The organism is Gordonia sp. NPDC057258 (assembly GCF_042668985.1).
Lineage (GTDB): Bacteria > Actinomycetota > Actinomycetes > Mycobacteriales > Mycobacteriaceae > Gordonia > Gordonia hongkongensis.
On sequence record NZ_JBHUXZ010000043.1, the window covers coordinates 18081 to 41014 of the forward strand.

The 22934-nt window shown below is 65.8% G+C and carries 20 protein-coding genes; 17 read left to right on the forward strand and 3 right to left on the reverse strand.

Features of this window, described 5'->3' with window-relative positions; genetic code table 11:
* Positions 1 to 218 precede the first annotated feature (218 nt).
* From ACFUEJ_RS21545 to ACFUEJ_RS21575, 7 genes are all read left to right on the forward strand, one after another.
* Entirely contained in the window at positions 219 to 611 is a 393-nt protein-coding gene (locus ACFUEJ_RS21545) for an SseB family protein (protein ID WP_388031740.1), read from the forward strand.
* Positions 608 to 1252, forward strand: a complete 645-nt coding sequence (locus ACFUEJ_RS21550) for a hypothetical protein (protein WP_388031742.1) — start codon at positions 608 to 610, stop codon at positions 1250 to 1252. Before ACFUEJ_RS21545 ends, ACFUEJ_RS21550 begins: the two co-directional genes overlap by 4 nt.
* Entirely contained in the window at positions 1253 to 7591 is a 6339-nt protein-coding gene (locus ACFUEJ_RS21555; RefSeq protein ID WP_388031744.1) for a putative T7SS-secreted protein, read from the forward strand.
* Complete coding sequence (locus tag ACFUEJ_RS21560; RefSeq protein ID WP_165630045.1) at positions 7588 to 8004, forward strand: HEAT repeat domain-containing protein; 417 nt, start codon at positions 7588 to 7590, stop codon at positions 8002 to 8004. The genes ACFUEJ_RS21555 and ACFUEJ_RS21560 overlap by 4 nt, the downstream gene beginning before the upstream one ends.
* 125 nt (positions 8005 to 8129) lie before the next feature.
* A complete protein-coding gene (locus tag ACFUEJ_RS21565; RefSeq protein ID WP_165630044.1) occupies positions 8130 to 8582 on the forward strand; it encodes a hypothetical protein in 453 nt (150 codons plus the stop codon).
* Positions 8583 to 8776: 194 nt separating this feature from the next.
* A complete protein-coding gene (locus ACFUEJ_RS21570) occupies positions 8777 to 8935 on the forward strand; it encodes an IclR family transcriptional regulator C-terminal domain-containing protein (RefSeq protein ID WP_242697095.1) in 159 nt (52 codons plus the stop codon).
* Positions 8935 to 9096, forward strand: a complete 162-nt coding sequence (locus ACFUEJ_RS21575) for a hypothetical protein (protein ID WP_242696964.1) — start codon at positions 8935 to 8937, stop codon at positions 9094 to 9096. Before ACFUEJ_RS21570 ends, ACFUEJ_RS21575 begins: the two co-directional genes overlap by 1 nt.
* Positions 9097 to 9199: 103 nt before the next feature.
* Here ACFUEJ_RS21575 and ACFUEJ_RS21580 read toward each other — a convergent pair whose 3' ends face one another.
* Positions 9200 to 9955, reverse strand: coding sequence for a M23 family metallopeptidase (locus ACFUEJ_RS21580; RefSeq protein WP_165630043.1), 756 nt, complete (start codon positions 9953 to 9955; stop codon positions 9200 to 9202).
* Between the two features lie 168 nt (positions 9956 to 10123).
* On the opposite strand from ACFUEJ_RS21580, the gene ACFUEJ_RS21585 reads away from it, so the two are divergent.
* Positions 10124 to 10408, forward strand: coding sequence for a hypothetical protein (locus ACFUEJ_RS21585; protein ID WP_165630042.1), 285 nt, complete (start codon positions 10124 to 10126; stop codon positions 10406 to 10408).
* 6 nt (positions 10409 to 10414) lie between these two features.
* Here the strand turns inward: ACFUEJ_RS21585 and ACFUEJ_RS21590 are convergent, their stop codons facing one another.
* Complete coding sequence (locus ACFUEJ_RS21590) at positions 10415 to 11020, reverse strand: TetR/AcrR family transcriptional regulator (RefSeq protein WP_165630041.1); 606 nt, start codon at positions 11018 to 11020, stop codon at positions 10415 to 10417.
* A gap of 361 nt (positions 11021 to 11381) precedes the next feature.
* Between ACFUEJ_RS21590 and ACFUEJ_RS21595 the strand changes: the two genes are divergently transcribed.
* From ACFUEJ_RS21595 to ACFUEJ_RS21615, 5 genes are all read left to right on the forward strand, one after another.
* Positions 11382 to 12617, forward strand: coding sequence for an ABC transporter substrate-binding protein (locus ACFUEJ_RS21595; RefSeq protein WP_165630040.1), 1236 nt, complete (start codon positions 11382 to 11384; stop codon positions 12615 to 12617).
* Positions 12618 to 12683: 66 nt separating this feature from the next.
* On the forward strand, positions 12684 to 15467 hold the full coding sequence (locus ACFUEJ_RS21600; RefSeq protein WP_165630039.1) for a branched-chain amino acid ABC transporter permease/ATP-binding protein: 2784 nt from the start codon (positions 12684 to 12686) through the stop codon (positions 15465 to 15467).
* Entirely contained in the window at positions 15464 to 16186 is a 723-nt protein-coding gene (locus ACFUEJ_RS21605) for an ABC transporter ATP-binding protein (protein ID WP_165630038.1), read from the forward strand. The genes ACFUEJ_RS21600 and ACFUEJ_RS21605 overlap by 4 nt, the downstream gene beginning before the upstream one ends.
* A 216-nt stretch (positions 16187 to 16402) precedes the next feature.
* Complete coding sequence (locus tag ACFUEJ_RS21610; protein WP_068971633.1) at positions 16403 to 16717, forward strand: helix-turn-helix transcriptional regulator; 315 nt, start codon at positions 16403 to 16405, stop codon at positions 16715 to 16717.
* Positions 16714 to 17118 (forward strand): VOC family protein, encoded by a 405-nt coding sequence (locus ACFUEJ_RS21615; protein ID WP_165630037.1) that lies wholly within the window; start codon positions 16714 to 16716, stop codon positions 17116 to 17118. Before ACFUEJ_RS21610 ends, ACFUEJ_RS21615 begins: the two co-directional genes overlap by 4 nt.
* Here ACFUEJ_RS21615 and ACFUEJ_RS21620 read toward each other — a convergent pair whose 3' ends face one another.
* Positions 17119 to 18300, reverse strand: coding sequence for a DUF2235 domain-containing protein (locus ACFUEJ_RS21620; protein WP_165630036.1), 1182 nt, complete (start codon positions 18298 to 18300; stop codon positions 17119 to 17121).
* Between the two features lie 103 nt (positions 18301 to 18403).
* Between ACFUEJ_RS21620 and ACFUEJ_RS21625 the strand changes: the two genes are divergently transcribed.
* The 4 genes from ACFUEJ_RS21625 to fadD5 all read left to right on the forward strand — a co-directional run bounded on the left by ACFUEJ_RS21625 (position 18404) and on the right by fadD5 (position 22802).
* On the forward strand, positions 18404 to 18910 hold the full coding sequence (locus ACFUEJ_RS21625) for a M15 family metallopeptidase (protein WP_065630008.1): 507 nt from the start codon (positions 18404 to 18406) through the stop codon (positions 18908 to 18910).
* A gap of 482 nt (positions 18911 to 19392) precedes the next feature.
* Positions 19393 to 19770 carry a YciI family protein gene (locus tag ACFUEJ_RS21630; protein ID WP_065630007.1) on the forward strand — a complete coding sequence of 126 codons (378 nt, stop codon included), beginning with the start codon at positions 19393 to 19395 and terminating at the stop codon, positions 19768 to 19770.
* Positions 19767 to 21002: an RNA polymerase sigma factor gene (locus ACFUEJ_RS21635; protein ID WP_165630035.1), complete on the forward strand. Its 1236-nt coding sequence runs from the start codon at positions 19767 to 19769 to the stop codon at positions 21000 to 21002. The genes ACFUEJ_RS21630 and ACFUEJ_RS21635 overlap by 4 nt, the downstream gene beginning before the upstream one ends.
* A 189-nt stretch (positions 21003 to 21191) precedes the next feature.
* Positions 21192 to 22802 (forward strand): fatty-acid--CoA ligase FadD5, encoded by a 1611-nt coding sequence (gene fadD5, locus ACFUEJ_RS21640; protein ID WP_068971429.1) that lies wholly within the window; start codon positions 21192 to 21194, stop codon positions 22800 to 22802.
* The last annotated feature ends 132 nt before the right edge of the window (positions 22803 to 22934 follow it).

Sequence of the window (22934 nt, forward strand, 5' to 3'; positions counted from 1 at the left end):
AATTGGTCTACCTCGACGAACACACTAGTACGGCGTCCAGGGTCGCAACGTCAACCATCGGCCTTGTGAGTTGGCGGACGACTCTTCCTTGAACCACAGCTGTCCCAACTACAAGATCAGCGATTCCCCGACGTCCCCTGTGGAGACCACCGCGAGAACTCCAGCTTCATGATCTAGCATCAACCGGCACACGGTGATGACTGCGGGGGAGTCCGGTGATGACGACATATGTCGATGAGGTGCGGGCGTATTTGTCCGGTTTCGGCGATGCGCCTCGGCTCTACGATGCTCTTCGCGATGCCACCCTCGTTGTTCCTCTCGACCTCCACGGACGCCTGTTCACGCTGGTGGAGGCCGGTATCCCGTGGATGCTGGCGTTCACGACGCCGGAACGCCTGCGTGACTTCGCCGAACTCACCGACCGCGACTTGGACGAGGTCCGCTACCTCGACGTTCCCGGTCATGCGCTGATCGACCGAGTCCTCGACCAAGCCCCGGAACCCACCGGCCTCGTCGTCGATCCCGCAACACCGTCGACGATGACGTTCCCGCCATCCCGCGAGCTGACACCGCACTGTTACTACGACGACGAGGGCGAGGTAGTCCGATGACTGACAATCTGGAAGTCGACCCCGCCGACCTCGTCAAGGCCAGCGCCGGCATCAACGGCGTGATCAACGGGCTCGCCGACACCGGGGTCGGTTCGGACTACAGCGCCGCGATCGGTCGCGGATACGGCGACCTTGACCTCGACGGCCGAACCATCGGCCACGCGGATCCGAAGAGCGGACTCGAGGAGTACTGCGACCGCTGGGAATGGGGCGTTCGCGCGCTGGTCACCGGCGCAGCTGAGATCTCGAAAGGACTCGGACTCGGAGCGAGCCACTACGAACGTGAGGAGAAGTGGGCGGGCGACCAGCTCAAGAACTTCACGATGGACGTGATCGGCGACCCGAGCCTCACCCCGGAAGACCTCACGACCATGTCGTGGGGCGATCTGTGGGAGCACAACAAGAACTCAATCACCGACCCACAGTGGGCCCTGACGCCGGAAGAGATGCGGAAACACCAGGAGCTCGGTCAACAACTCCGACAGACGATGGTCGAGGACCTCGAGACCATCGGACGCCATTCGGTCGATCCGTCGTCGCTTGTCACCGACACGATCGACGGCTTCGAACGCGACGGGTTCACCGCCCCCTCACCGAGCACCGACGAGATCAAACCAACTGGCAAGCCGGAGACGAAGTAAGTGGGCCTGTTCGACGTTTTCGAGGGTGGCAAGGAGGTCGTCGGCGGACTCGTCGACGGCGCCACGGACCTCCTCGGCGGCGGTTTGCGGGCCGTCGGCCTCGACAGTATTGCGACCAACGTCGAAGATCTCGGTGACGACGTCGCCAACTCGCTGGGCGCCATGCCCGACGAGCAGCAGTTAGGGCAGACCAACGACCCCAAGGAGCTGATTCTCGGTGACCCTGCCGGGATCACCGCTCTCGCTGAGAGGTTCACGGGCTTCGCCGGAAATTTCGTGGCGGCGGGTGAAGGGCTACGTGGCATCTCGGTCGGCGACTGGTCCGGCACCGGCGCCGTGGAGTTCCGGGACGCATCCGGCCGACAGGTTCCGCAGTGGTTCGCAGCCGGCGACGCCGCGTCGAAAGCCGCTGCAGCACTCACTGGTTGGGCCGGAGTCGTCACCTTCGCGCAGCAGAAGGCCGCGGACGCCATCCGAATCTGGGAAGAGGGCGAGCGCAAACACGCCGAGTGGGTCACCAAGGCCAACATCTACAACGACGAACTCGACGACTACAAGAACGATCGACGCGACACCCCGCCCACTCATCCCGGACCCAGCCCGCGAGATGGATACCGAGCGGAGGCTGAGCGAGTCCTCAAAGTCGGCCGCGACCACCGCAACTCGTCGGCCCCGGGCGTCAAGGCCGAGCTGAGCGATGCGGCGAACATGGCGCCGCCGATGCCGTCCGCGTTCGATCAGGCGCGAATGACCGCCAGCGACGTCGGGACCGCCGCGTTCACGAGCTTCACACACTTCGAGGCAGGTCTGATCGGGTCGGTCACCGAGGTTGTCAAGGGGCTCAACATGATGCTCCCGCAGAACCCGTACAACATCGCAAACCCCCACCAGTACATGCGCAACTCGGCGACCATGGTCACCGGGATCGTGCACCAGGTCGCCCATCCCGACGAGTTCGTCCGGAACTTCGCCGGATCCGGATGGTCGACGGATCCGTCCCAGGCGCTGGGCAACGTCATCGGCAACACGGTGATGATGATCGCGCCCGGGCCTAAGGGCGGCGGGCTACTGACTGGGTTCACGAAAGTTAGCCGCAACGTCCCGACCCCGTCACCAACTCCACACATCAGCCCGACCTCGTATCACCCAGACGCCCCGCCCGCGGCACCACACCCGACGCCCGCGCCGCACGGATCGTCGCCGAACACGCCTGGCGCCAGCCCCAGTGCCGACCTACCTGGACGACAAGGTCCCGACATCGCGGTCGACCACAACGCGCCTCCGGTCCCCAGAGCTGACGGTCCCGCGTCGGACGCTCCGGCCCCCGAACCACCGGCGCCCGCCGGCTCACCGAATCCGGCTCCCACCCCCGATGCGGGCACACCATCGCCGGGCGCCGTCGACACTCCGCCCAGCGGGGGAGCACCTGAACCGCCCGCGCCACGCCCCGACGCCGGGTCGCCGGACCAGCCCGTCGCCGGCAGCCCTGTCGACGGCCCCGGCCCGCACGCGCCGAGTCCCGAGACCCCGGCTCCCGCTCCGAAACCCGAGCCCACTCCCTCGCCCGTTTCCGATGGGCCGGGATCTCCGACGCCGGAACCTGCGGACAATCCCTCGGCACCCCGAAACCTGGGTGACGACGACCCGCCCGGACCCAACCGTGGCGACACCACCACTCCCGCAGCCCCACCCGGTGGCGACCACTCACCCGGCCAGTCCACTCCCGGACACAACGCCGCCGACCGCGATGGCGCACCGAACCCGACGCCCCATGAACCGTCGGCGCCCAAGCCCGACGAGCCTGTCGTCGACCGGACCCCGACACGGCACGACGAGCCGACGAGCGGGCACCCACCCAAAGCCGACGAACCAGAAAGTCCCACAACACCTCACACGCGAACCGACCCAGACGCGCCTGGTCCACGCCCCACGCCGGCCTCGATCCATCCCGACGCGCCGACAACTCGACCCGACGTCGTCGAAACACCAACGCGCACGACTGAAGACAACACGCCCGCAACGGGACCCGTAGCACCGGTCGCCGGCCACCACCCGGTGTCGACGCCGCATGCCACACCCGATCCCGCGCAATCGAAACCTGCTCCGACGTCGGCCGGTCCCGGCGCCCCGGCGCGTGCGGATGCTTCCACGACACCTCCGCGCGCACCTGATCCCACCCCGGACCGCACGCCGCCTGCGCGCACCACGCCGGAATCGACGACACCGCGCGATGCAGACCGCGGCCGCCCGGTTCCGTCGAACACCCATCACGTGCCCGAACCCGCCGCGCGGAACACGCCGGACACCACACCCAACCCGCCGCGCACCGGACCCGACGACCGTCCGATCCCGCCGACAGTGATTCCCGACCGCCCGTTCACATCGGAACGCCCGTCACCGGCCGGCCCACGTCCGGCGAGCCCTGATGCACCGTCGTCGCCGCGCGACCCCGCCCCAGGTAATCGACCCGACGGCGACAACCCGGACGTCGATAACTCCGCCCCGGACAACGACACCGGCGAACCGATCGACCCCGCCCACCCCGAACGCACCGACGCGGGCTCGACCGAACGCGCCGACACCAGCGAGGGCAATGAGGCGCCCGAGCAGTGTCGGAGCAACGGCGAACCCGTCAACGTCGCAACCGGCGAGTACTTCCTTCCCCTGACCGACGTCGACCTACCCGGGGTTCTGCCGCTCCGACTGACCCATCGACATCGGTCGCGGTATCGGTGGGGTCGATGGCTCGGACCGACGACACCGTCCACCTTCGACGCCCGCGCCATCGTCACCGGCGACCTGGTGACCATCGTCGACGCCGACGGCACGATGACGAATTTCCCGAAGCCGCAGGCTGACTCCGTGTCGCGAAGCGCGAACGACACCGACTGGGAACTGCGAGCGACGGCGACAGACGGCTACCAGCTGACCCATGTCCGCACGCTCGTCAGCTGGTTCTTCATCCCGATCCCGGAGCTCAACGGCGTCGACGTCACGGCCGGGAGCATCGCAGTCTCCGCGATGACCGACCGACATCACAACCGCATCCGCTTCGTGTTCGACGAGAACGGAAGACCCTCGGCGGTCGAGCATTCTGCCGGCTACCGCATCGATGTGCAGTGCGACGGTGCTCGGATCCTGGGGTACCGCCTGGTAGCCGGGGTGGACGGCGTTCCGGCCGACCAGCAGTTGTGCACGTTCACCTACCACCGCGGCCATCTCGCGGCGTCGACCAACGCCGTCGGTGCGAAAACGCGTTTCGGCTACGACGAGGCCGGGCGAATGACTTGGTGGCGCGACTCGATCGGGATGGAGTACTGGAACCGGTACGACGACCTGGGTCGTGTGACCATCCAGTCCGGCATGAACGGAGTGTGGTCCGGGCGGTTCGACTACAGGCTGCGGACGGCGGGCCCCGGGTCGATGACGACCTACACCGACGCCGTCGGCGCGACGACGCTGTACGGCATCGATGCAGACAATCGGGTGCGGCAGGAGATCGACGCGCTGGGTCGGATCTCCCGGACCGACTTCAACGACAGTCGACAACCGATGGTGCTCACCGGAGCAGATGGACTCTCGACACGGCTGCACTACAACGCTTTCGGTGATGTCGAGCGGATCGTCGGACCCGACGGCGCTGCGACGGAAGTGAGTTACGCGGGTCCAGGACGGCCGGATCGGATCGTCGAACCGGGTCCGGTCACCACGCGTATCGCCTACACCGACAGTGGAAGTCCGCTGACGGTGACCGACAATGCCGGCGCGGTCACGTCGTGTACCTACGACGAACACGGCGCGCTGACGTCGCTCACGGATCCCGACGGCGTGATGGTTCGCTACCGCAACAACGCGGCCGGACTACCCACCGAGATCATCGACATGCTCGGCAACACGACGCGGATCGAATACGACGCGTTCGGGCGGCCGGTCGAGTTGGTCGACGCCGAGGGCGCCAGAACCACCGTCGGGTACGACGCGATGGGGAATCGGACCAGTCTCGTCGCTCCCGATGATGGACAGTCGCGATGGGAGTACGACGGCGAGGGCAACTGCGTCGCCTACGTCGATCCCGTCGGTGCAACCACTCGTTGGGAGTACGGCCACTACGACCTACCGGTCGCGCGGATCGATGCGGACGGGTCGCGAACCGCGTTCACGCACGACACCGCACGCCGGCTCGTCGCCGTCATCAACCCCGACGGTCTGGTGTGGAGTTACTCGTACAACGCGGACGGGTCGTTGCAGTCTGAGATCGACTTCAACAACGCGACAACGACCTACACCTACGACGCGGGCGGACGACTCGCTACGCGGACGAACGCGGCCGGGCAGACTGTGGCGTTCGAGTACGACGCAGCCGGTCGGGTTGTCGCTGAACGCAGTTCGGACCCGCTCAACCCCGACTTCGACGGAGAGGTCACCGAGTACAGCTACGACGTCGCCGGTCGGCCGGAGAGTGTCGTCGGCGCGTTCGGGCGGTGGCACTCGACGTATACGGCGGCGGGCATGCCGCTATTGACCGGTGTGAACGACGGATCCGCCGACTGGGCGATCGAGTCGGGGTGGACCGGCGCGGGCCGTTCGGCATCGGTGACGACGCCGACCGCAGTGCACACGCGTTACGGCTACGACCCACGTGGCGTGCTCGACTTCATTTCGATGGCGGGTCGTACCTGCGACATCACCACCGACGCGTCCGGTCGCGAGCAGCGTCGACGCTTCGAGGGCACGGCCATCGATTCGTCGTGGGATCCGGTCGGTCGGTTGGTGGGCCGGTCGGTTGCGACGGTCTCTGCCAATCCGGCGACGCTGAACCTCGGTTCGAGTGGACCGGCCGGCGGGGTACCGGAGCGCACCGTCGCACGAGCCGAATACGCCTACCGCGCCGACGGCATCATGACGACTTCGACGACGACCCTCGCTGATCGTGGCCGGACCGACTACGAGGTCGATGTACTTGGACGGATTACTGCGGCGGTCGGGGTCTCTAGCTCGGAGAAGCTGACCTACGACGCGACCGGCAACATCACCGATTACGGGATCTCAAAGACCGCGCCTCCGGATGCGCAAGACACCGGCCGACCTCCGTTCCCTGAGGTGCGAGGCGCTGGCCAGCGTCCGCTCCCTGAGGTGCGAGGCGCTAGCCGAGCCTCGAAGGGCCCCCGCTGGCAATACTCCGGCACCCTGCTCGTCGACGACGGCCGGACGTCGTACCGGTACGATCGCGCCGGCCGCCTCACCACGATGAGTCGCAGGCGATTGTCGCGCAAACCCGATGTGTGGCATTACGTCTGGGACGCTCACGATCGGCTACGCAGCGTGACCACTCCCGACGGGACGACCTGGACGTACACGTACGACCACTTGGGACGTCGACTGAGCAAGACCAACACGGCAACCGGGGCGGTCACCCGGTTCCATTGGCACGGCGAGCAGCTGGTCGAACAGACGGAGTCGACGCCTGATGCGCCCGCCGTCGAGTCCAACGCTGACCTCACGGCGACTACTTGGACGTTCGCGCCCTACGAAAACACACCTCTCGCGCAGACGCGCACTACGGAATCGATCACGGCGACGGACGATGAGGGCTCAAGGAACAGCGCACCCGACGCGGACGTGAGTCTCAACCTCGGCTCACCTACGGCTGCGCCGTCCAGGCCGGTCGAGTGGACCCAGACCGAAGTCGATCGAGAGTTCTTCGCGATCGTCACTGATCAGATCGCGACACCGACAGCGCTCATCGACCCGCACACCGGCGAAGTCGCCGGACACTCAGCGAGAACTCTCTACGGCGAGAGCACGTGGATTGGCTCGTCGACGCCGTGGGCGTTCCCGGGCCAGTACGCGGACCTCGAAAGCGGTCTCCACTACAACCGACACAGATACTATGACCCAGTTTTGGGGCGTTACCTCAGTCCGGACCCGCTGGGACTCCGGCCAGCACCCAACCCTCATACATATCCGACGAACCCCACGCTGGCGGCTGACCCCCGTGGTTTGGCGCCAACGAAGGGTTGCGGTGACTCCCGATCGCGTAATGGCGACTCGCTGGAGGGGAACGGCAAGAAGTCGCCCGAGCGAAGGCTATGGGAGATCACTAAGGATGGCACGTCAGAGACGAAGTCCTGGGGCTCTAGGAAGTACTACAAAAGTAGATCGGACGGGCTCTGGTGGTCAAGGGATGACGCCGGTCACGGGAATTCGGTGTGGAAGGTGTACACAGAAGACAAGCGCGGACTGCATTGGTTCAGGGACGCCGACGAGTACGGAGACTTCATCGTGGGCAAACACAAAGGCGATGCCGGAGTCTACATACCGAGAAAGGACCTGCATTGATCACCTCACTCAGCGAGTATGAGTCACTCCTGAACAGCGACGACCTCGAGGATCGGCACCGTGTGGCTCGTGACTCGGCACCAGCGGAGGTGTGGCTCAGGATCATCTCTGAAGTGCCCGAGTACCGGGCTTTCGTTGTGCAGAACAAGACCCTTCCGCTTGATGTTCTCCGAATCCTTGCGCAGGACGTCGATCGAGACGTGCGTTTCACGGTTGCGATGCGACGGGCCGCGGCGAAGGACGAAACGATTGCCGGGCTATTGGCCTCCGATTCCGACGCAGGCGTCCGAGCCGCGCTGGCGAAGAACCCTAAGCTAGATCAAACTGTGTTACAACAACTCGCACGTGACGAGGATGAGTGGGTCCGTGAGTGCGCTCAGGACTCCCTTGCGCAACGGGCGCAATCTTCTTGACGATTTGTAGTGGCATTGGCACTGGCATTGCGGCCGATCTCTGGCTGGTTTGGAGGAACTCGGCGCCGCCGAACTCGACTGCTAGCAGCGGAATTTCGGGGAGCGTCGGAGCCGGAACGCATGGAGTGGCTGCGCAGGAATACTGCCGAAAAGTTCCGGGAGAAATAGTGATTGGACAGCATGCCGACCAAGCCCGCCGCGCCTTGACGGATTACTTCGAAGCCTACTCGACATCGACTGTAATCTACATCGAGTTGCCAGACCTCCCTCGTGGTAGGGCCCTCGATAGTTACTTCTCGCTCGACTCCGTTGAAGTGCGCGAGGAAGCAGGTATCTATGCCGACCTCGGGTATACGGTGTACTTCACGGTTAACCCAACCAGCGTGAAGCTGAGTGACGACCTGTTCGCACTAACAATTGAGGGGCGCGACTTAGAATTTGGTTCCTCCAGCATGCGGCGCTTCTATGAGCAAGGAACTATTCGATTTTTCGTTATCCCCGATACGCCCATAACGGAGCGCGCGCGTGAAAGCAGCGAAGTCAGACTACGGAGCTTGCTCGCAGAGCTTTTGGCGTGACCCTGGTGTCTCAGTATCGTTCCGCACAGAAGCCGGCGAGGCGGGTCCCAATGAACCTGGCTCGTCGGCTGCAGGTTTGAGCCAAAGCCCCGCCTACGCAGGTAGCGCAGTCTTGCTGGTCTCGCAAGTTGGCATCTCGGTGGGCACAGTCCTGCAGAGTCAGCACCGCAGCCGGACCCACGGTGATGCTCGCAATGTCGGATGAGTTGCGCGCTAGGTCGATTCGCGGTCAGTTGCTAACATTCACCGATCGGACCCTGACAGACCCAGCAGATCTGACTCGCCATCTCGACCGGAGTCGCGAGATCGGTTACTCGGTAAGCGACTCGGACTATCTCGACGGGTGGCAGTAGTGGCCGCGCCGGTCACCGACCGGACAGGTGAACTGATCGCCCCGATCAGCCTCGACGGTCGGATCGAGGGCTTCGGCGGAGATACGCTGGCAGCGAAGGTTGATCGCGTCCGTGACGCCGCAGCTCGGATATCCACGGTGATGCAATCGGTTCTGCGCTGACGGACTGTCGTATCCGATCGGAACGCCGACAGGCGATACGAAGCAAACGATCCCCACCGACACTGTCGGTGGGGATCGTCTGTGCAGTAGCCTCAGGCAACCATCACGGGTGAACGCCACGCTTGTTGAGCCACGCCTGGGGATTGATCTTGGTGCCGTTGGCATCCCAGACCTCGTAGTGCAGGTGGGGTCCGGTGGACTGGCCGCGGTTGCCGACGGTCGCGATCTTCTGGCCGGCGCGCACATGCTGGCCGGGGTGGACGAAGCTCTCGTTGACGTGTCCGAAGACGCCGACGGTGCCGTCGTCCTGCTTCACGCGGACCCACTGGCCGAAGCCCGACGCCGGGCCGGACTCGAGGACGACGCCGTCGGTCACGGCGTAGATGGGGGTTCCGATCTTGTTCGCGATGTCGACTCCGTTGTGGTGGGTGCCCCAGCGCGGGCCGTAGCCCGAGGTCACGGTGCCGCTGACCGGCTTCACTGCCTTCTTGAATCCGGGGAGGCCGGAGCTCCCCGGGCCGAACACCGACGGCGGCAGGACGTCGCGAGCGAGATCGTCGATCTCGGGCGGCAGGACCAGGCCGGCCGGCAGCTTGACGTTCTCGGGGAGCGCGATCTTCGGCGCCGGCGGGGGAGCGGGCTGCGCCGAGGCCTGCGCGGCGGTTCCGGCCGTCAGGCCGACCGCACCGACGAATGCGGCGAGCGCGCCCGTTCGCAGGGCCGTGCGGGTGGTGGAGCGCGAGGTGGCACGGTGGCGGCCAGGGCGCCGAGTGCTCGACGTCGAGTCGAGCAGGGCGCGGGTGGCGGGGCGCGTCGAAGAGTCGGTGTTCAGTCGGTGAAGAGGCAAAGCATTGTCCATCTCAGATTGGGTAACAGTTCGGTATCGGCAAGGACACGGCGAAGTTACCCCGACAGACATAAGCAGACCCTGAGAGTCGAGTCTGAGAGTCGACCAAGACGCAGGTGAGACGCCAAACGAGATCTGGGTCACATGCTGCTGAAAAGCGGTCGTGGCACCGTGGGAACCATGCCAGACCCCGAGCACACCCCCGACGGCCACCACATCATCGTCAACGGCCGTAAGTGGCGTGCGACGGATCCCCTGATTCCGGACGAACGCAGGTCCGAACTGCAGTCGATATTGATGGCGTGGCGTCGAGACGTGAAGCGGACCGAGGGCGCGCCCGAGTCGCGGCGGGGCGTCCAGGCTGCGAAGGTCGCGCTGGGTGAGCGCGGAACCCCGTGGTGGGAGCAGACCGACGAGGAACGCCGCGAACGGTGGGAGACCGAGGTCGAACGTCCCGGCGACTGACCTGCCCTACCGCGGCAGCAGCGACTCCGCGGCGTAACGGCCGGCGCGTTCGAAATTCTCGCTCACGTCGAAGCCGGGGTCGATCTGGAAGTACCGCATGCTCGACACGTAGATCGCCGCGACCATCTGGGCGAGAAACTCCGGCGGATGATCGGTGCGCACGTCCTGCTGTTCGACGCCGCGCTCGATAAGCCGCAGCACCTCCGAGGTGAACACGTGGCTGCGTTCGCCGAGCGTCCCCGACATCGATGAGATCCGCTCGATCTCACTCGTCACCGTTCGCATGTAGTCCGGGTCGGCGACCGACGACCGTGCGAAATCGACGAACACACCCACCACGCGCTCGTACGTACTCAGCGGTTTGTCGAGCATCGCGTCGACGACGTGTGTGAACGTCCCCATCAACTGCGCGTAGAGATCAGTGAGCAGGTCGTCCTTGCTCGGGAAGTAGTTGAAGAACGTCGCCCGCGACACCTCGGCACGCTCGGCTATCAACTCCACCGTCGCTGCGCTTCCCTCAGACGCCAGCAGTTCGCGCGCAGCGGTCAGCAGGCGCTCACGCGTCTGCTGCTTGTTACGTTCTCGGCGGCCGAGGGCCGGCGCTTCGGTCAATGTGGTGCCTTCCGTACGGGCGGGGCGACCCCGACCGACCAATTCTTGCATTCCGCCACCAAAGTTTGGATGGTCGTCTAACTTTTGGCTCTGAGTCCAGTGTGAGTTCGTCGGCAGCACGCCGACGGGGTCACGCGAGTCGACCGCGGGGGGTCTTCCGGCACCGGGCCGACAGTTCGTGCTGCCGTGCGAACCGTCGACCTACCAACGCCGAGACTCAGTGCAGGACAGAATCTTTCGAAACCATCAAGCAACGACGACCAGCCGGTTACAGTCGCCACCGAGTCATCAAATCCGACATTTCGACCGACCTCCACGCCCGGGGGCGGCGGCTCGTCGTATCTCGATCGAAGGGGATCGCATGAAATCACCAAGTGCACTCAGGCGTGTGCTTCGGACCGCGACAGTGATCGGCTGTTCCGGGGTGCTCGCGCTCGGAGCGCTGACGGCCTGCGCCGACGACAGCTCGGAGAGCTCCACCGCCGGCGAGACCAGCCAGCTCCCCAGCAATCCGGCCACCGGCGACCCGGTCAAGGTCGGCCTGATCGTGCCCGAGGGCGGTGCGGTGACGACGCCGATGGTGCGCGAGGGCAGCGAAGCCGCCGTCGAATACCTGAACAACAACGGCGGCGGCATCGGCGGTCACCAGATCGAACTGGTGGTGTGCAAGCAGCAGGAAGAGCCCGCCTCGGCCACCAAGTGCGCGAATCAGATGGTGGAGCAGCAGGTTTCGGTCGTGGTCTCGCCGCTGGGCGCGCAGGGTGCGGTCATGCTGCCGATCATCGCCGGCGCCAAGATCCCGTTCGTCGCACAGGCTCCGGTGTCACAGGCCGAGATGGCCACTCCCGGATCGTTCATGCTCTCCGGCGGCATCGTGGCGGTCCTCGCGGGACAGGCCGCGACCGCCGCCAAGGACGGACTCAAGAAGGTCACCCTGATCATCGGTGACTCCGGTGACGCGGCCGCGTCGGTGAAAGCACTGGGCGATCCGATGTTCCAGCGTGCCGGCGTCGCGCTGAACGTCGTCACCGTGCCGGTCGGCGCCGCCGACCTGACACCGCAGATCACCGCGGGTCTCGCCGACAACCCGGATGCGGTCAGCATCCTCGGCGACACCCGCCAGTGCATCTCGGTCCTCAAGACGCTGCAGACCGTCGCCCCCGACGCTTCGAAGTACCTCATCGCCAGCTGCCTCGACAAGCCCGTCCTCGACGCCGTCGGCAACGACGCGGTCTCCGGTGCCAAGGCGTTCACCACGGTCAACCTCAGTTCCGACGACCCGAGCGTCACCCAATACCGCAGCGTCATGGCGCAATACGCGCCCGACACCGATCCGGCCGGCCTCGCCTACATCGGCTACCAGGTGATGACCGCACTCGGCGAGCTGAACGGCCTCGAGGGCGCCGTCGACGCCCAGACGTTCACCACGGCACTGTCACAGGCCAAGGACGTCCCGCTCCCGGCCGCACCCGGCATCACCTTCACCTGCAACGGTCAGGCCTTCCCGCCGCTGACGTCGCTGTGCAGCAAGGCGATCCTGGTCAGTGACGTGACCGCCGACGCCAAGCTCGAGAACACCGTCGTCACCAACAACTAGTTCCTTCACAGATCGGGGGTCGCGTCCGCGCGGCCCCCGATCCCCGCACTTCCCAGTGGGAGTTCCATGACCGACCATCTCGCCTTCCTGGTCCTCGGCCTCGGCAACGGAGCCGTCTTCGCCGCACTCGGCCTCGCGTTGGTGATGACGTTCAAGAGTTCCGGCGTCGTCAACTTCGCGACCGGCGCGGTGGCGCTGTACGCCGCCTACACGTACGCCTTTCTGCGCCAGGGGGAACTCCTCAACCCGATACCCGGCTTCCCGGCGACCGTCTCGCTCGGCTCCGACCTCGGAGTCGCTGGAGCGCTATTCATCTCCGTGGTCGTCGCCGCGATCCTCGGCGTCATCCTGTACCTACTGGTGTTCCGACCGATGCGGGCCGCCCCGGCGCTGGCCAAGGCGGTCGCTGCGATCGGTCTGATGCTCGTCATCCAGGCGCTCATCGCGCTGCGGGTCGGCGAGAACGCACCCAGCGTCGGACCCATCTTCAAGGTCGACACATTCACGATCGGATCCAGCGCCGTTCCGACGGACCGTCTGATGCTCGCCGTGGTCATCGTCGGACTCGCCATCTGTGCGGGACTCGTGCTGCGCTACACCCGCTTCGGCGTGGCCACCGAGGCGGCCGCGGAATCCGAGAAGGGTGCGCTCGTCACTGGCCTCTCACCGGACCGGATCGCGGTCGCCAACTGGGCGTTGTCGTCGGCCACCGCCGGACTCGGCGGCGTGCTCATCGCACCGATCGTTCCACTCAATCCCGTGGCCTACACGATGTTCATCGTGCCGGCCCTCGCCGCGGCGCTGGTCGGCAACTTCACCGCGATCTCGATCACGGTCGGCGCCGGGCTTGTCATCGGCATGCTGCAGTCCGAGGCCACGAAACTGCAGACCACCTGGGATTGGATGCCCGACGCCGGTGTCGCCGAGGCGGTCCCGTTGATCCTCATCATCGGGTTTCTCCTCATCCGCGGGCGCCCATTGCCGGGCCGCGGCGCGGTCACCCGCAACGACCTCGGCCGGTCACCGCGTCCGAACCGTCTGGTGTTCCCGGGGATCGTCGGTGTCGTCGTCGCGGTCCTGGCACTGGTCACCACCTCCGGCAGTCTCCGACTCGCCGTGATCGCCACGATGATCTACGCCATCATCGCGCTGTCCCAGGTCGTCGTCACCGGGTACGCGGGCCAGGTGTCGCTGGCGCAACTGACGCTCGCCGGCGTCGGCGCCTACGCGCTCAGCCGACTCACCGACGACCTGAACATCCCGTTCCCGCTCGCTCCGCTGCTCGCAGCCTGCGCGGCGATGGTCATCGGCGTGATCGTCGGCCTGCCCGCTCTTCGGGTGCGCGGGTTACCGCTCATGGTCGCGACGCTCGCTCTCGCCGTGTTCTGCGAGGCGTTCTGGTTCCGCAACCCGTCGCTCAACGGCGGATTGCAGGGTGCGCCTGTCGAATCCCCGTCGATCTTCGGCATCGATCTGGGAATTGGTGCGGGCGAGGGATATCCGCGGATCGCCTTCGGCATCCTGTGCCTCGTGGTTCTGACTCTGGTGGCGTACGGGGTGGTGGCTCTGCGTCGTAGTGGGCTCGGCGCGTCGATGCTGGCCGTGCGCGCCAACGAACGGTCCGCAGCCGCGGCCGGGATCAACGTCGGCGCAACCAAACTCATCGCCTTCGCGATCGCGTCCTTCCTCGCCGGCCTCGGCGGATCGCTGCTGGCATACCAGCAGACCCTCGCCACCGCGGGCAGTTACGCCGTCTTCGCCGGGATCGGACTCTTCGCGGTCTTCTACATCGCAGGGGTGACGTCGATCTCCGGAGCGATCCTCGCCGGGATCATCGCCCCGGGCGGGGTCATGTATTTCGCCGCCGACAAGTACGCCTCGTTCGGCGACTACTACATGTTGATCAGCGGGATCCTGCTGGTACTCACCGTCGTCACCAGTCCCGACGGTGTGATCGGGTATCTGCACAAGATCCCGGTGCCGGGTCGACGTCATGCACCACAATCGGCTCACGACGACGCTCAGGCCGCGCCGACTCCGCCGGTCACACCGCCCAGCGGCAAGGTTCTGCTCTCGGCTCGCGACGTCACGGTGCGCTACGGGGCGGTGACCGCCGTCGATGGCGTCAGCTTCGACCTCCGTTCCGGCGAGATCGTCGGCCTGATCGGACCCAACGGCGCCGGCAAGACGACTCTGATCGACGCCATCAGCGGATTCGCGACCGCGTCCGGAACGGTGACTCTCGGCGGCACGACCCTCAACGGCCTTGCACCGCATAGACGCAGCCGCGCTGGGCTCGGCCGAACTTTCCAGGACATCGAGCTCTACGGTGAGCTGTCGGTCGCCGAGAACCTGGCGATCGCCTCGCGCCGTGCGCCGGGGGATACCGCCGAGGACGTCCGCAACGTCCTGCGGATGCTGGAGATCAGCCACCTCAGTGATGTTGTGGCCGCCGATCTCTCGCAAGGTCAGCGTCAGCTCGTCGCGGTGGCTCGCGTACTCGCCGGTCAGCCCGAAGTTGCGTTGCTCGACGAGCCGGCCGCCGGACTCGCCAGCACCGAGAGTCGATGGCTGGGCGACAGGTTGCGCGCCGCACGGGCACACGGGGTTTCCATGGTCCTCGTCGACCACGACATGGATCTCGTACTGAGCCTGTGCGACCGGGTCATCGTCCTCGACCTCGGAGCCGTCATCGCCGAAGGCACCCCGGACGAGATTCGACGCTCACCGGCAGTCGTCAACGCCTATCTCGGCACGCCGTCGTCGGCGGTGGCGGGGACCGAGGATTCGTCGCCAACGGACAGCGCTGTCTCCGAGACACATTCGACGACCAAGGAGATGACCCCGTGACAGTCCTCGAATGCCGCGGTCTCGACGCCGGGTACTCGCGCGGCAAAGCCTGCGTCCACGGCCTCGATCTGTCCGTCGAAGCAGGGGAGATCGTCGCTCTGCTCGGACCGAACGGGGCAGGAAAGACGACGCTGCTCACCACCCTTGCCGGTCTGCTGCCGCGACTCGACGGTGAGGTCAGCGTCGGCGGTCACGCAGTTCGGTCAGGGGATGCGCGTGCGGCCGTGCGTGCCGGACTCGTCCTGGTTCCGGACGACCGGTCGCTGTTCAAACAGCTGACGACACGGCAGAACCTCCAGCTGGCCATTCGCCGACGCGGGGCGGCTCGGACCGAGGCGGTCGACCGGGTGCTCGACCACTTCCCGGCCCTTGGCGCACGGCTCAAGGTCGCCGCGGGCGAGCTGTCCGGGGGAGAGCAGCAGATGCTGGCGATCGGGCGTGCGCTGTTGCAGCAGCCGAAAGTGCTGCTGATCGATGAATTGAGCATGGGACTCGCACCCATCGTCGTCGAGACGATCCTGCCCGTCCTGCGGAATGTCGCCGACACCGAGGGCACCGCGGTGGTTCTCGTCGAACAGCATGTTCGGTTGGCGCTCGGGATCGCGGATCGGGCGGTGGTGCTGGTCCACGGCGACATCGCTCTGACGGACTCCGCGGCCTCGCTTGCCGGTGACATCGGGAGGATCGAGGAGGCGTACCTCGGGAGCGCTCGGGCCTGACCTCATGGTGACGCCCGCCGACCGTGCTGCCATTGCTCCCTGAGGTGTGAGGAGCGATAGCGACGAACCACGAAGGGCGTCGCGCGATACCTCACCAGGCCCTTCGAGGCTCGTCGCTTGCGCTCCTCGCACCTCAGGGAACAGAGAATCGGCACCTCTAGGAGCAATGGGTGCGCACCTCAGGGCACTAGGGCAAGCGCGGTGGCCGGCGTTGACATGCAAGCAGCCACTTGCCTATTGTCAGGTGTGGCCGACGTGTTCCATGCACTCGATGACTCGACGAGGCGAGCAATCCTCGACGAGCTGGTCGAACGGGACGGCCAGACGCTGTTCGAGATCTGCGGTCGTCTCACGTCTCGGCGTGGGCTCAACCTGAGCCGACAGGCGATCTCCCAGCACCTCGGCGTGCTGGAGACGGCCGGACTGGTCCACACCGAGAAACGCGGACGTTCCAAATTCCACTACTTCGACCCCGCACCGCTCGGCGAGATCGCCGAGCGGTGGCCTGCCCCTCGAAAGGACCTGCCATGAGAATGACCCTGATGTCTGTCTTCGTCGACGACCAGCGCAAGGCACACGAGTTCTACACCGAGATACTCGGATTCACGACCCGCCATGACATTCCGATGGGCGAGAACACGTGGTGGTTGACGGTGGTCTCCCCGCACGATCCCGAGGGGATGGAACTCCTTCTCGAACCGTCTGGCCACCCCGCAGTAAAGCCCTACCGGGACGCGCTCATCGAAGACGGAATCCCGTTGGCGCAGTTCGCCGTCGACGATGTGCAGGCCGAGTACGAGCGGCTACGCGGCCTCGGTGTGGAGTTCACCCAGGAACCGACCGATATCGGACCTGCGGTCGTCGCGGTCTTCGACGACACGTGTGGAAACCTCATCCAGATCGCTACAACGAAAGACGTTGCTCCGCAGTGACTATTGCTGTGTAAGCAGCGACTCAGACGCGGGGGATGCCGGTTGTCGGGTAGTCACCGGCGCCTCGAGCGGAGGAATCTCGACCGCGCGGACCGATAGGTCCTCGATCAGCTCCTCCCACGCGCCGATGTTCGTCGCCCTCTTCTTGCGTGACCCGACGTTGTCAGTCCACCGAGTGAGCGCGGGCGCGGCTATGTACAGCGGCCTCGCTGGATCATTCTTGTTCGCCTCGAGCAATCGCGACTGACCCTTGTGACGCACGGTTTCTCCGCGCATACGCAGCGGGCCGAACGCGAGCTTGAAGATGTTGACGATGCGGTACGCGGCGTTCATCGACTTGTTGGTCGCGTACTTCTCGTTCGACGGGTCGATGGGGAAGCTGATGGGCGTGAATCGCTTGTAGCAGAACTGCAGGCCGGCAAGTTCCGCCTCGCGCACCATCCAGGACAGACTCAGTTCCGAGGGTTCAGTGACCGCCAGACCACCGCCGATGTCGGAGTGGACCCCCTCGAACCACACCTGTTTGACGTCGATCTCGCCCTCATCTGCCTTGTCGACTTCCCAGACACAGGGATCGAATGTCAGCCGACGTTCGTCGATGGCGAGCGCCTGCCTGGCCACCGCGACGTTCTTGCCGAGCTTCACGTCGTGGAACTTGTGCTTGACGCGGGTGATGCCGGGAACGCCGAGGGCGCCGACGGTGTCGAAGACCCCGATGAACTTGACCGGCACCGGGGCGCCTGGGGTCTTCGCCGGACGATCCTTCCGCTTCATCCGGTAGTACCGCAGGACTGTTTCGAACAGGTTCTCGGTCGGGTGCTGCGCGAGTTCGAGCGGGGTGACAAGGCCGATGTGCCAGATCATGCCCCCGAGACTCCTCGCGGTGTACGCGCCGCGACTGAACCCGAAGACGAAGATCTCATCGCCGGGCTCGTAGTTCAGGGCGAGGAATCGGTAGGCATCGATCAGGTTGGCATCGAGGCCGCGACCGAACGCCCCGCCGATGACGCGGTCGGACCAGCCCGACCCGGTTCCCACGCCGTTGACGTAATGGACCAACTGGACAGCGCCGTCGTCGGCATCGGTGGTGACGGCTCGGGCGATCTTCTCGACATTCGAAATTCGGGGGTCCTTCGACGACTTCCACGTGCCGTCGCAGCACACCACCAGACGCTTCTTCATTTTTCCGACCCTCCACAGGCTCGCACGCGGCCCACCCGCAGTAAACGGTAGTAGCTCCGATGGTTCGATGCGATAGGCGGCGGTCGTACGGTTTACTGCGGTCATGAGGTTCATCGACATCGCGGCCCGTCGAATCACGGTCATCTGTACCGCCGTACTCGGGGCCCTGCTGCTATCCGGACTCGGCGGCGTGCCGGCGAATGCCGCGCCGCCCACCGCCGGCCTCGATCCTGCGCTGGCGACGGCCTACCAGCAGGCGTCTAACAGCGCACGCGCACAGGGGGTCTCGTTGTGGATCACGTCCGGTAAGCGGACAGACGCGGAGCAGCGTCAGATGTGGCGCGATGCGATCGCGACCTATGGCAGCCCGGAAGCTGCTCGGCGGTGGGTCCTGCCGGCGGAGGAGTCGCCACATGTGAGCGGCCACGCCATCGACGTCGGCCCTCGGGAAGGCGCCGCTTGGCTCGAACGAACCGGTTACCGCTGGGGTCTTTGCCGAACCTTCGCCAACGAGTGGTGGCACTTCGAGCTCGCGACGGTACCCGGTCTTCCGTGCCCTGCGATGTGGCCCGATGCCGCGGCCCGCGCTGACCGGCTTGGCCGTTCGTGATGGCCCTGTTCGATGACCATTCGTGACGGCCCTCCGCAAGCTCCGGGCCTCCTCAGGGAGCGAAGGGGGACTGCTTCCGCAAACTGCGGGCTCCTCAGGGAGCGGGGGGACACGGCCCTCCGCAAGCTCCGGGCCTCCTCAGGGAACGGGGGGAGACGGCCCTCCGCAAGCTCCGGGCCTCCTCAATATCTGCGGCCTGGCGGCCATCGTGACCAATAAAACAGTCGTGAACGTCCCAAAGGAATGCTCCCTGAGGTGCGAGCGAAGCGAGCCACGAAGGGTGTGGCAACTTGTCTCGCCGGGCCCTTCGTGGCTCGTCGCTTGCGCTCCTCGCACCTCAGGGAGCAAGGGTTATGCGCTCCTTCTGATTAGGGGCAGCGGTAATCGAAGAACGATGTGCCGAATGTGTCGAATGGCGTCCGGCACGCTCGTCATCACTGCACACGGACCGACGAGCGGCCCGCTGAACGAGAGGCCAGATCATGCATTACTCGCTGCTGCTGCACTACCCGGAGATGGACGCGTCGACCCTCGGTGAGGAAGCGATCGCTCAGGGACAAGCCGCCTTCGCCGCCTACACGACGGCCCTCCAAGACGCCGGCGTGCTCGTGAGTGCCGAAGTCCTACAGCACTCGGACGTCACGACGACGCTGCGCAAGGTCGACGGCCGGCTCGTCGTTCAGGACGGCCCCTTCGCCGACACCAAGGAACAGCTCGGCGGAACCGTCGTCATCGATGTCGACGATCTCGACGCCGCCATCGAGTGGGCGCGTCAGGCACCGCCGATCGAGTGGGGTGTCGTGGAGATCAGGCCCGGCGCGACCTACACCGTCGATGGTGCGTGGACACCCAACGCATGACCCGACGAGAAGCGCACACCGCCGCCGAACATGCTGCCCGCGAGTCGTATTCGCGGCTGGTCGCGCTTCTCGCCGCCGCGTCAGGGGATCTCGCGCTCGCGGAGGATGCACTGGCAACCGCCTTCGAACGTGCGCTCACCTCGTGGCCGTCAGATGGGGTACCCGCGAACCCGGAAGGCTGGCTGCTCACGGTCGCACGCAACCAGCAGCGCGACGTCTGGAAGTCGGCGGCGCACCGTACGTCGAAGATCCTCGACGACACCATCTCTCCCGGAGCAACCACCGTGACTCCCTTCGACGACGTAGACCCCGACGCCATTCCCGACAAGCGCCTCGAGTTGTTGTTCACCTGTGCGCATCCGGCCATCGACGCAGCCGCCCGCACGCCACTCATGTTGCAGTCGGTGCTCGGCTTCGAGGCCGCCGACATCGCCACCGCCTTCGCGGTCGCCCCCGCAACGATGTCGCAGCGTCTCGTGCGAGCCAAACGCCGGATCCGCGACGCCCGGATACCGTTCGTCGTTCCCGACCGCGCGGCGATGCCGGAGAGACTCCCCGCTGTGCTGGAAGCGGTCTATGGGTGTTTCGCGATCGCGTGGCACGACGCCGACGGGACCGATCCCGACACCGTCGAATCAATGGCGGGGGAGTCGCTGCACCTGGCCGTCACGCTCGCCGCGCTGCTCGACGATCCCGAGGCGTGGGGTCTGGCTGCGCTGATCGCGCTGTCGTTGTCGCGGGCACCGGCGCGGACCGGCCCGTTCGTCCCGCTCGAGGAGCAGGATCCGGCGGGTTGGGATACCGCGCTCATCCGAGATGGGGAGGCCATGCTTCGACGCGCATCGACGTACGGCCGGCCACACGGTCGATTTCAGCTCGAAGCTGCCATGCAGTCCGTCCACGCCGACCGCGCACGCACCGGTGTCGTCGACTGGGCCGCATTACAGTCGCTGTCGTCCGCGCTCGTGTCCGTGGCGTCGACACTTGGTGCGCGAATCGCCCACGCTGCGATCGTCGGGCGGGCGAGTTCTCCCGCAGATGGACTCTCCCTGCTTGATGAGTTGGGCGGTGACGCCGCAGGTTTCGGCCCGTTCCACGCGGTGAAGGCAGATCTGCTGGTTCGGGCCGGGCACTCCGACGTGGCGCGTGAGCACTTCGAACGGGCTGCAGAGCTCACCGGCGACGAACGAGCGCGGGGGTATCTGCGACGACGTGCGGGCAAGGTTGGGTAGGGATCGTCGCGAGCCCGACGGAACCGACGCACGGTCGAGGGGGGCGGCGGCCGGGTGTCACCAAACGGCGGGAATGCCTGATTCTGGCAACACCGACGACCTAATGTGTGACTCGGGACACAACAGTGGCCGGACCCTCACCGAGGGCTTCACAACGGGTCGAGCCTCGCTCGACGAATGGAGGCAGTCATGACTGCAAGTGCCGAGGTCACGAACGATCTGACCACCGAGCCGTACCGCTCGCGCCGCAATCACTGGAACAACCAGGTCCGCCGGCACGCCATGATGACCCCGGACAACACGGCGATCACCTATCTCGACAAGAACACGACCTGGAAGGAACTCGACGACCGGTCGCGCGCCTTCGGAGCCGCACTCCACCGGCGGGGTGTCCAATTCGGTGATCGGGTTCTGATGGCCCTGCTCAACCGCACCGAGTACATCGAGGCGATTCTCGGGGCCACTCTCATCGGCGCCATCCCGGTACCGGTCAACATCCGCATGAGCCCCGCCGAGGTGGCCTATCTCGTCACCGACAGCGGTGCGAAGGTCGTCGTCACCGAGACCCTCCTCGCGCCGATCGCGGACGCGGTCGCCGGGTCGACCGGTCAGATCGAGACCATCATCGTCGTCGACGGCAGCGACAACGCCGACCATCTCGACTTCGAGACCCTGCTGGCCGAGGGCGCGTCGGACCTGCCGGAGGTCGACGTGCCCGAGGACACTGTCGCCGCCATCATGTACACCTCGGGCACCACCGGAAAACCCAAGGGCGCCATGCTCACCCATCAGAACATCCAGGCGCAGGCGGTGACGACGATCGCCACGGCCGGGGCACAGTCCGGTTCCGATGACGTCGCCTCCATCGTGCCTCCGCTGTTCCACATCGCGGGGATCGGCGGCTTCGCACCGATCTTCTACCGCGGGATCCGCGCGGTGCTCCACCCGCTCGGCGCGTTCGATCCCGACACCATGCTCGACACGCTAGAGCGCGAAGGCGTCACGTCGGTCTTCATGGTCCCGGCTCAGTGGCAGGCCGTTTGTGCCGCGCAGAAGGCGCGTCCCCGGAAGCTCAAGCTGCGCACGATGAGTTGGGGCGCGGCCCCGGCGTCGGACACCGTGCTGAACGCGATGAATGAATCTTTCCCGGAGGCCGCCAACATGACCGCGTTCGGTCAGACCGAGATGTCACCGGTGACGACGATCCTCGAGGGCAAAGATGCACTGCGCAAGCTCGGCTCCATCGGCAAGGTCGTCCCGGCGGTCACCGCGCGCATCGTCGATCCGCTCATGAACGACGTGAAGCCCGGTGAGGTCGGCGAGATCGTCTATCGCGGGCCCAACATGATGATCGGCTACTGGAACAAGCCCGAGGCGACCGCAGAAGCCTTCCGCGGCGGCTGGTTCCACTCGGGCGACCTGGTGCGCCAGGACGAAGAGGGCTTCCTCTACGTCGTCGACCGCGCCAAGGACATGATCATCTCGGGCGGCGAGAACATCTACTGCGCCGAGGTCGAGAATGTCCTGTTCAGCCATCCGAGCATCACCGAGGCCGCGATCATCGGTCGCGCGGATGAGAAGTGGGGTGAGGTGCCGGTCGCGGTGGTCGTGCTCGCCGAAGGCGTCGAGGACCTCACCCTCGCCGATCTCGAGCCGCACCTCAACGAGAACCTCGCGCGGTTCAAGCACCCGAAGGACCTGGTGATCATCGACGAACTCCCACGCAACGCCGGGGGGAAGGTCGTCAAGCCACGGCTCCGAGATGCCTACGGCAGCAAGGACGCCGGACTGTCGAACTGATCACCGCCCGCTCCCTGAGGTGAGCGTCCGATTTCTATGCTCCCTGAGGTGCGAGCGAAGCGAGAGGGTCCTATAGCTTGTCAAGTGCTCCGAGGTCAGTGGTGAGGTCGCGGAACACTTCGCGGGCGATGT

What these genes read in the sequence shown, in the direction of transcription:
- ACFUEJ_RS21545 (WP_388031740.1), top strand. Translation starts at nt 219, where the DNA reads ATGACGACATATGTCGATGAGGTGCGGGCGTATTTGTCCGGTTTCGGC.
- ACFUEJ_RS21550 (WP_388031742.1), top strand. Translation starts at nt 608, where the DNA reads ATGACTGACAATCTGGAAGTCGACCCCGCCGACCTCGTCAAGGCCAGC.
- ACFUEJ_RS21570 (WP_242697095.1), top strand. Translation starts at nt 8,777, where the DNA reads ATGTCGGATGAGTTGCGCGCTAGGTCGATTCGCGGTCAGTTGCTAACA.
- ACFUEJ_RS21580 (WP_165630043.1), bottom strand. Translation starts at nt 9,955, where the DNA reads ATGGACAATGCTTTGCCTCTTCACCGACTGAACACCGACTCTTCGACG.
- ACFUEJ_RS21585 (WP_165630042.1), top strand. Translation starts at nt 10,124, where the DNA reads ATGCCAGACCCCGAGCACACCCCCGACGGCCACCACATCATCGTCAAC.
- ACFUEJ_RS21595 (WP_165630040.1), top strand. Translation starts at nt 11,382, where the DNA reads ATGAAATCACCAAGTGCACTCAGGCGTGTGCTTCGGACCGCGACAGTG.
- ACFUEJ_RS21600 (WP_165630039.1), top strand. Translation starts at nt 12,684, where the DNA reads ATGACCGACCATCTCGCCTTCCTGGTCCTCGGCCTCGGCAACGGAGCC.
- ACFUEJ_RS21610 (WP_068971633.1), top strand. Translation starts at nt 16,403, where the DNA reads ATGCAAGCAGCCACTTGCCTATTGTCAGGTGTGGCCGACGTGTTCCAT.
- ACFUEJ_RS21615 (WP_165630037.1), top strand. Translation starts at nt 16,714, where the DNA reads ATGAGAATGACCCTGATGTCTGTCTTCGTCGACGACCAGCGCAAGGCA.
- ACFUEJ_RS21620 (WP_165630036.1), bottom strand. Translation starts at nt 18,300, where the DNA reads ATGAAGAAGCGTCTGGTGGTGTGCTGCGACGGCACGTGGAAGTCGTCG.
- ACFUEJ_RS21625 (WP_065630008.1), top strand. Translation starts at nt 18,404, where the DNA reads ATGAGGTTCATCGACATCGCGGCCCGTCGAATCACGGTCATCTGTACC.
- ACFUEJ_RS21630 (WP_065630007.1), top strand. Translation starts at nt 19,393, where the DNA reads ATGCATTACTCGCTGCTGCTGCACTACCCGGAGATGGACGCGTCGACC.
- ACFUEJ_RS21635 (WP_165630035.1), top strand. Translation starts at nt 19,767, where the DNA reads ATGACCCGACGAGAAGCGCACACCGCCGCCGAACATGCTGCCCGCGAG.
- fadD5 (WP_068971429.1), top strand. Translation starts at nt 21,192, where the DNA reads ATGACTGCAAGTGCCGAGGTCACGAACGATCTGACCACCGAGCCGTAC.